This window comes from Paenibacillus alkalitolerans, from assembly GCF_016482785.1.
GTDB classification, from domain to species: domain Bacteria; phylum Bacillota; class Bacilli; order Paenibacillales; family YIM-B00363; genus Paenibacillus_AE; species Paenibacillus_AE alkalitolerans.
The window spans coordinates 21,677-28,645 of the sequence record NZ_JAEMXM010000036.1; the positions used below are offsets into that span (position 1 = coordinate 21,677).

Here is a 6,969-nt window from a genome sequence, read left to right on the forward strand (position 1 = left end):
GCAGCGTGTCAACAACATTTTTGAGTCTAATTGCCCGATATTTTTCTTAGTTCCTGATACAGTTCATAATCCAATTCGATCATCGCCTGAACATCCCAATTTTTCTCTTGAACCTTCTCTGTCAATTGGGATAACCGGTCCGCCACCGCATTATGAACTTCCGGATTCGTGCCTGAAATATCCGCTTGAATCGCATTCCAAACGGCGGCCATCTTCAATGACGTTTCCGAGGCCTTCTCTCTATCGTCGGATTCAAGCTGTTTCTTAAAATCTTTAACGAAGGTACGCAGCAGTTCGACGCCTTCTTCCACTCCGGCCACTTCCACCTCGATCGGCGCAGCCGGTGCGCCGTTATCCTCGGCTTGCTGGGTATCCGCATTCTGCGAGTCCGATTGCGCGGCAGCGACAGATTGCGGTTCCCCTGCACCGCATCCGGCCATTATGATCGTTAGAACAATACATAAACACAGTGATATTAATTTCATTAAGAATCCTCCCCCGACATTCCGTGCCATATGGTCCATGATTATTGTATTGAGTTTGAGAATCATTTTCAATAGTTGATTTTGCATTATTAATAATATTCATCTGTTTTGACATTAAATGTTTACAGTGATATTATTCCAGTGATAATAATTATCATTGTCATTGGTGATGATGTTTCTTATAAGGCGGCTGCACTCCAGTGAAGAAGGAAGGATAGTTGACAGTGACAAACAAAGTTGTCTCTTATTTGGAGCATGAGGAATTGAACCGCTTATTCGAGCTACGCCTAACCGACCGGCCGTCGTCCGAACCTGCCGGCTCAATTGCGCCGGACGAGCTGCTCTCGAGCCGGCGCTGCGCTTCCTATTTGGATGAGTTGACCGTACTTTTGAAATCGCCCTCGAGAGCGGTAACCGCCTCCCAGCTTTCCAAGAGATATGCCTTTGCAGCTGCGGTGCCGGCGCTTTACGCAATGGTATGCTTTCATAAAGGATTAGAGATGTCGATTGAAAACTGCCGGTTAGAGTCAAAGCGCCGGGATGATATTTGGCTCCCGCACCTCCGTTTGACGGACTGGAGCGTCAACGAGCCGAACGGCGACCGCCGCAAGTGGAGGGATGAGCTGCTGAATAAATTATTTGCCGAACACCTTTCCAAGGTTTGGCATTCAATTTCCGCAGCTGCCAAAGTGCCCCTCGCGACATTATGGGAAAATACGGCGGTCTATGTGCATTGGTTATACGAGAAGCTGCGGGAGGACAAGACGAACCGGCACAATCTCCATGATATAGAAAATGATTTCCGCTATTTTATCCACGAAGCCCCCGGGTTTCTCTTTGGAGAAACCTATAACCCGCTCAAATTATTTTATACGGCCGGGGATATGCGCAAGACGTGCTGTTTGTACTACCAACTCTCGCCGGACAGCGTATACTGCGCCGGCTGCCCGAAACAATGCGTGCCTGTCCGGGTCGCTTCGGACGCTTGAGGGTGTTCTCAGTCCGAATACAGGCCTGCGGTTCCTTTATTTTCTTTCAGACCCGAAAAACAGACAATAGCGCCCTGGACTTCCCCTGCCTTTAATCAACTTACGGTATGGGTTCATCCGTGAACCACCGTGTTTCATTGTGAATCAAGCGCTGCCATTTATCCGCCTCCTGTTTCACTTCGGCACAACGTGGTTCATCCGTGAACCACCGTGTTTCATTGTGAAACAAGCGCTGCTGTTTATCCGCCTCCTGTTTCACTTCGGCACAACGTGGTTCATCTGTGAACCACCGTGTTTCATTGTGAAACAAGTGCTGCCGTTTATCCGCCTGCTGTTTCACTTCGGCACAACGTGGTTCATCCGTGAACCACCGTGTTTCATTGTGGAACAAGCGCTGCCGTTTATCCGTCTCCTGATTCCGCACGAAGCGGGTTTAGGCGAAGCTTTTTCTTGAAACATAAGAATATACCCTTCATATCGCAAGAATTTATACGCTATAACGCAAATAAAAAGCCGGGTTGCCCCGNTCTCCTGATTCCGCACGAAGCGGGTTTAGGCGAAGCTTTTTCTTGAAACATAAGAATATACCCTTCATATCGCAAGAATTTATACGCTATAACGCAAATAAAAAGCCGGGTTGCCCCGGCTGTCACGCTTACCTCATTATTCGATTTCGAAATAAGTTGCCAAATCGTCAAGCATCAAGTTTGCAGCTAAAACTCCGCCTGCCGTGTTCCAGATCGCATCGTCCACTTTGTGCACATTGCCTGCTTTAACGACTTCAAGCTGCTGCCACAACGGATCTTTCAGCCATTCGTTCTCTACGGCCGTTGCCGCGCCGTCACCGGTCTCATAAGTGAAATAGAACAAGATATCGCCGTCCATCTCGCCGATGCGTTCCTTCGTTACGTTCCTTGCGGCAAAGTCGTCGACGTCCTGCGCTTCCGGACGAGCGAGGCCGATCGCGTCAAGAATTACTCCCGAGAAAGTATCCTTGTGGTAAATCCGGGTGTCGCCGGCCATAAAGCGCACGATCGACACTTTCGTGGACAACCGGTCGCCCAATTTCGTCTTTAACTCTTCGATGCGGGCATCGTAATCCGCCAGCACCTTCTCGCCTTCCGCAGTCAAATTGAGCGTGTCGGCGTACACCTTGAAATTTTCCTGCCACTTGCCGCGCAGCGTCTCCGTAAACACGGTGGGAGCGATCGCGCTTAGCTCTTCGTAAATTTCTTCATGGCGCATTTTGTTGCCCAGAATGAGATCCGGCTTCAGACCGGCGATCAATTCCAAATTCGGCTGGCTTTCTTCGCCTATGTTCGTGACGCCTTCCATCTGATGCTTAATATGTTCGTACCACGGGTCTCCCGTCCACGACTTTACCGCGCCCGCCGGCTTTACGCCGAGCGCCAGCAGCGCTTCGGTACCTTCATTCGTCAGCACGATGACCCGCTCGGGCTTCGCCGGCACTTCCGTGCTTCCCATAATATGTTCGATCGTGCGCGTCGAAGCCTCTTCTGCCGCAGGTTCCGTCTCCGCAGCGGCATCTTCTTCGCCGCTTCCTTGCGAGGCTTCCGTTCCGGCGGCTGCGTTTTCCTGAGCGCCGTCACTCGCACCGCACCCGGCAATGATTAAGACTAGACATAACATCGACGCCAATGCGACATTCAACCACTTTACTTTCTTCATCTCTGCAATCCACTCCGTTGAAAATGATTCTCATTATTGCAATGCCAAAACCTAATATACAAAACTTTAAGAATAACTGTCAACAAGAAAGCTGAAAATGATTATCAACGTCATTGACAAGTGAGAACGGTTCTCATACAATAACATTAGCTTATATAGATACAGAAGGATTATTATGAACAAATTAACCGGCCTTATCGCCTGTATTATCATTACTGCAGGACTAGCTTGGATTTCATTGACGTACGGAAGCGCAAAGATCGGCTGGGACACGGCAATACAAGCCTTTACCTCGTTCGACGGTTCTAAAGAGCATCTGATCATCCGAAATACACGGCTGCCCCGCATGCTTGTCGCCGCGTCCGTCGGAGCAAGCCTTGCCGTTGCGGGAGCCATTATGCAGACGATTACGCGCAATCCGCTCGCCTCTCCCGGCATATTCGGCGTCAATGCCGGCGCGGCGCTTGCGATTGTCGCCGCCGTCACTTTATTGGGGAGCAGCTCATTAAACCAATATGTTGTCGCCGCGTTCGCCGGCGCGGCCATCGCGGCCGCTGCCGCCTACGCTTTAGGTTCGGTGGGGCGCGACGGCGCGTCGCCGCTGAAGATAACGCTCGCCGGGGCGGCGGTTACCGCTTTCGCATCTTCGATAACGCAAGGCATTATGCTTGTAAACGGACGAACTTTCGACCAAGTGCTGTTCTGGTTGGTCGGTTCCGTCGCCGGACGCGAAATGCCGATGCTCGTCCCGGTTGCGCCGTACATGGCGATCGGGGCAGCGATATCCTTCGCGATCGCCCGGCCGCTCAACATACTCGCCCTCGGCGAAGACGTCGCCCGGGGGCTTGGACAGCGCATCGGCATGCTTAAGCTGGGCGCGGCCGTCTCCGTGATCCTGCTTGCCGGGGCTTCCGTCGCGGTTGCCGGGCCGATCGCCTTCATCGGCGTGATGGTGCCTCATATCGCAAGGTACTTTACCGGCAACGATCACCGCTGGCTGCTTCCGTACTGCACCGTCCTTGGCGCAACGCTGCTGCTTGCGGCGGACATAGGGGCCCGGTGGATCGCGATGCCCGGCGAATTGCCCGTCGGCGTAGTGACGGCGATCATCGGCGTACCTTTCTTTGTATGGATTGCGAGGCAAGGCAGATATGAAACATAAGACTCTGACGATTCGTACAAAGACATTCTCATACTTACTTGAAAGAAGAGCCATCGTTTGGATTGCCGCCTTGTTCCTTGCGACGATTGCAGCCGCGTGCGTAAGCGCCGGAATCGGAAGCTTGTGGATTCACCCTCTCGAAGTGCTGCGCTCTGTGTTCGGAGCCGGCGAGGAGATGTCGGAGACGATATTGTCGTTCCGTCTTCCCCGGGTCGCAATGTCCATACTTGCCGGATCGTGTTTGGCCGCGTCGGGGGCGCTCCTGCAGAGCGTCACGCGCAATCCGCTCGCTTCGCCTGACATTATCGGCGTCACCGGCGGCGCATCGGCCGCAGGCGTCGCGTTTCTCGTCATTACGGCAGGAGCGTTATCGATCAGCTGGTTATCGGTTGCGGCCATTGCCGGCGCGGCGGTTACGGCGCTGCTGCTATATGCGTTGTCTTGGAAAGGCGGATTGTCTCCGTTGAGGCTCGTTCTCATAGGAATTGCAATGCAGACGGCCATGAGCTCGATCTCCTCGCTGCTGATCGTCACGAGCCCTCATTATTTGGCGACACAGGCGTTTACTTGGCTGACGGGCAGCGTGTACGGAAGCTCTTGGGATAACGTGCTTACATTGTTACTATGGGCACTCGTCTTATTTCCGCTTTCTTGGGGGCTCGCCCGAAAAGCGAACATTCACGAGCTTGGAGAAGACGTAGCGACCGGCGCAGGCGGCAGAGTGACTCGCGAACGGACGGCGCTCATCCTTGTCAGCGCCGCTTTTGCGGGCGCGGCCGTTTCCCAAGTAGGCGCGATCGGTTTTATCGGACTGATCGCCCCGCATATGGCGCGGCGGCTCTCAGGCCCTTCTTTCGGCGCAGTGCTGCCTGTCTCGGCGTTAATCGGCGCAATTGTGCTGTTGATCTCGGATACGATAGCCCGCACCGCTTTCGCACCGAACGACATACCTGCGGGCGTGTTCACGGCTGCGGTCGGCGCCCCCTTCTTTATCTACATGCTCGTCAAACACAGGAACGCTTAACTTAGGAGGAAACGACTATGACCGTATTGGAAGCCAAAGGTTTGTCGCTCGGTTACGGAAGCGGCAGTCACATATTTCACGGGCTCAACCTGGAAATTCCCGACCGGAAAATTACGGTGCTGATCGGAAAGAACGGCTGCGGAAAGTCGACCCTGCTTCGTTCGCTCGCCCGGTTAATGAAGCCGTCCGGCGGTTCCGTCCTGCTTGACGGGCGCGACATATATTCGCATTCGACCAAGGAAGTGGCCAAACGTCTTTCGATTCTGCCTCAAGGACCGACTGCCCCGGAAGGGTTGACTGTTCTGCAGCTTGTGAAACAAGGCCGATACCCGCATCAAACGTGGTTGAAGCAATGGTCCGAAGAGGACGAGAGAGCCGTAAATGACGCCCTGAAGGCAACGGGAATGCTTGATCACGCGGAAAGCCAAGTGGACTCGCTGTCCGGCGGCCAGCGCCAACGTGCTTGGATCGCCATGACGCTCGCGCAGCAAACGGATACGATCTTGTTGGACGAACCTACGACATATCTTGACATGACGCACCAAATCGAAGTGCTGGAGCTCTTGGCGGAGCTCAACGAACGGGACCGGCGGTCGATCGTCATGGTGCTTCACGATATTAATTTGGCGTGCCGTTACGCCCATCATATCGTTGCGGTATCGAACGGGGAAGTGTATGCGCAAGGGCGGCCGAACGATATTGTTACGGAGCAGCTCATAGGAGACGTGTTTGACATGGACTGCCGTATGATTTCGGATCCCGTGTACGGCACGCCGATGTGCATCCCGCTCGGAGCGAGGAGATCGAAATCGAAGGCGACGGTACAAGAGGAAAGAGTGATGGTTCATGTCGGTTAGCAGTACGGAGCATATTGCAAGCACATGGGGCTTCTATGAATATCCTTTCCCTTACGGCGAAACTGCCGTTCGCGGCAGCTCGCTAAGGACTTGCGACGATTGGTTGTTGCTGCTGAAGTCGGTCGCGCACCGGTTGGAATGCGATAAAATTCCGGTCGCGGCTTCGCAGTTTACGAAATGGTATTGCCGCGCGCTCTGCGGAGTGCTGTATTCGCTCAGTATGGAAGACCGGTTCGTATCCGCGTCGTTCGATGAAATCTCATTGCTGTTTCCCGGCGAGCCGCCTTTCGCCGTAGGAACGTCGGGAGCGTCCTCGCGGCCGGACTCCGTCCATTCCCGCTCCGCATTGCGCGAACGTACTCTCCGCGCATGCTTTGCCGGCAATTTCGACATCGTCTTTCATTCCCTTACCGCGTTAACGGGTATACGGTCCGGAATATTGTGGGAAAATGCCTCCATGTACATCCACTATTTCTATCGGACATGGATCGCGGAAACCGGCGATGCGGCGAGACGCCGCATTCTGCAAGACGATTACGATTATATCGTCAAGCACGCGCAGCCGGAGCTGTTCGGCGCGGGACACCGTGTAAATCCGTTCATCGGCACCGGCAATCCCGTACGAAACACATGCTGCTTGCGCTATCATTTGCCTGACGGAAGAACGTGCAAAGGATGCCCCATTTCGGTTCAGAACCGTAATAAATAGCCGCACCGGTTGCTGAACTGTGACCTTGTTGGTGGACACTTTGAAGAAAGCCCT

General features: G+C 53.7%; 8 protein-coding genes. 5 read left to right on the plus strand and 3 right to left on the minus strand.

Annotation, left to right across the window (positions count from 1 at the left end; genetic code table 11):
• Window positions 1–26: 26 nt before the first annotated feature.
• Entirely contained in the window at window positions 27–485 is a 459-nt protein-coding gene (locus tag JET16_RS28775; RefSeq protein ID WP_199624587.1) for a hypothetical protein, read from the minus strand.
• 224 nt (window positions 486–709) lie between these two features.
• Here JET16_RS28775 and JET16_RS28780 point away from each other — a divergent pair, with 224 nt between their 5' ends.
• Entirely contained in the window at window positions 710–1,474 is a 765-nt protein-coding gene (locus JET16_RS28780) for an IucA/IucC family C-terminal-domain containing protein (RefSeq protein ID WP_199624589.1), read from the plus strand.
• 100 nt (window positions 1,475–1,574) lie between these two features.
• Here JET16_RS28780 and JET16_RS28785 read toward each other — a convergent pair whose 3' ends face one another.
• Window positions 1,575–1,865, minus strand: coding sequence for a hypothetical protein (locus JET16_RS28785; RefSeq protein ID WP_199624591.1), 291 nt, complete (start codon window positions 1,863–1,865; stop codon window positions 1,575–1,577).
• Between the two features lie 272 nt (window positions 1,866–2,137).
• Window positions 2,138–3,163, minus strand: coding sequence for an ABC transporter substrate-binding protein (locus JET16_RS28790; protein ID WP_199624593.1), 1,026 nt, complete (start codon window positions 3,161–3,163; stop codon window positions 2,138–2,140).
• Window positions 3,164–3,338: 175 nt separating this feature from the next.
• On the opposite strand from JET16_RS28790, the gene JET16_RS28795 reads away from it, so the two are divergent.
• Genes JET16_RS28795 through JET16_RS28810 form a run of 4 tightly spaced genes read left to right on the plus strand, consistent with a single transcriptional unit; the run spans window position 3,339 to window position 6,915 of the window.
• Entirely contained in the window at window positions 3,339–4,325 is a 987-nt protein-coding gene (locus JET16_RS28795; RefSeq protein WP_199624595.1) for a FecCD family ABC transporter permease, read from the plus strand.
• The gene (locus JET16_RS28800) at window positions 4,315–5,349 is read left to right on the plus strand and encodes a FecCD family ABC transporter permease (RefSeq protein WP_199624597.1); all 1,035 of its coding nucleotides are present in this window, start codon (window positions 4,315–4,317) and stop codon (window positions 5,347–5,349) included. Before JET16_RS28795 ends, JET16_RS28800 begins: the two co-directional genes overlap by 11 nt.
• Window positions 5,350–5,366: 17 nt before the next feature.
• Window positions 5,367–6,206, plus strand: a complete 840-nt coding sequence (locus tag JET16_RS28805; RefSeq protein ID WP_199624599.1) for an ABC transporter ATP-binding protein — start codon at window positions 5,367–5,369, stop codon at window positions 6,204–6,206.
• Window positions 6,196–6,915 carry a (2Fe-2S)-binding protein gene (locus JET16_RS28810; protein WP_199624601.1) on the plus strand — a complete coding sequence of 240 codons (720 nt, stop codon included), beginning with the start codon at window positions 6,196–6,198 and terminating at the stop codon, window positions 6,913–6,915. The genes JET16_RS28805 and JET16_RS28810 overlap by 11 nt, the downstream gene beginning before the upstream one ends.
• Window positions 6,916–6,969: the final 54 nt, after the last annotated feature.

Excerpts from the sequence above, each read along its gene's own strand:
- JET16_RS28775 (WP_199624587.1), bottom strand. The coding sequence starts at position 485 with ATGAAATTAATATCACTGTGTTTATGTATTGTTCTAACGATCATAATG.
- JET16_RS28790 (WP_199624593.1), bottom strand. The coding sequence starts at position 3,163 with ATGAAGAAAGTAAAGTGGTTGAATGTCGCATTGGCGTCGATGTTATGT.
- JET16_RS28795 (WP_199624595.1), top strand. The coding sequence starts at position 3,339 with ATGAACAAATTAACCGGCCTTATCGCCTGTATTATCATTACTGCAGGA.
- JET16_RS28800 (WP_199624597.1), top strand. The coding sequence starts at position 4,315 with ATGAAACATAAGACTCTGACGATTCGTACAAAGACATTCTCATACTTA.
- JET16_RS28805 (WP_199624599.1), top strand. The coding sequence starts at position 5,367 with ATGACCGTATTGGAAGCCAAAGGTTTGTCGCTCGGTTACGGAAGCGGC.
- JET16_RS28810 (WP_199624601.1), top strand. The coding sequence starts at position 6,196 with ATGTCGGTTAGCAGTACGGAGCATATTGCAAGCACATGGGGCTTCTAT.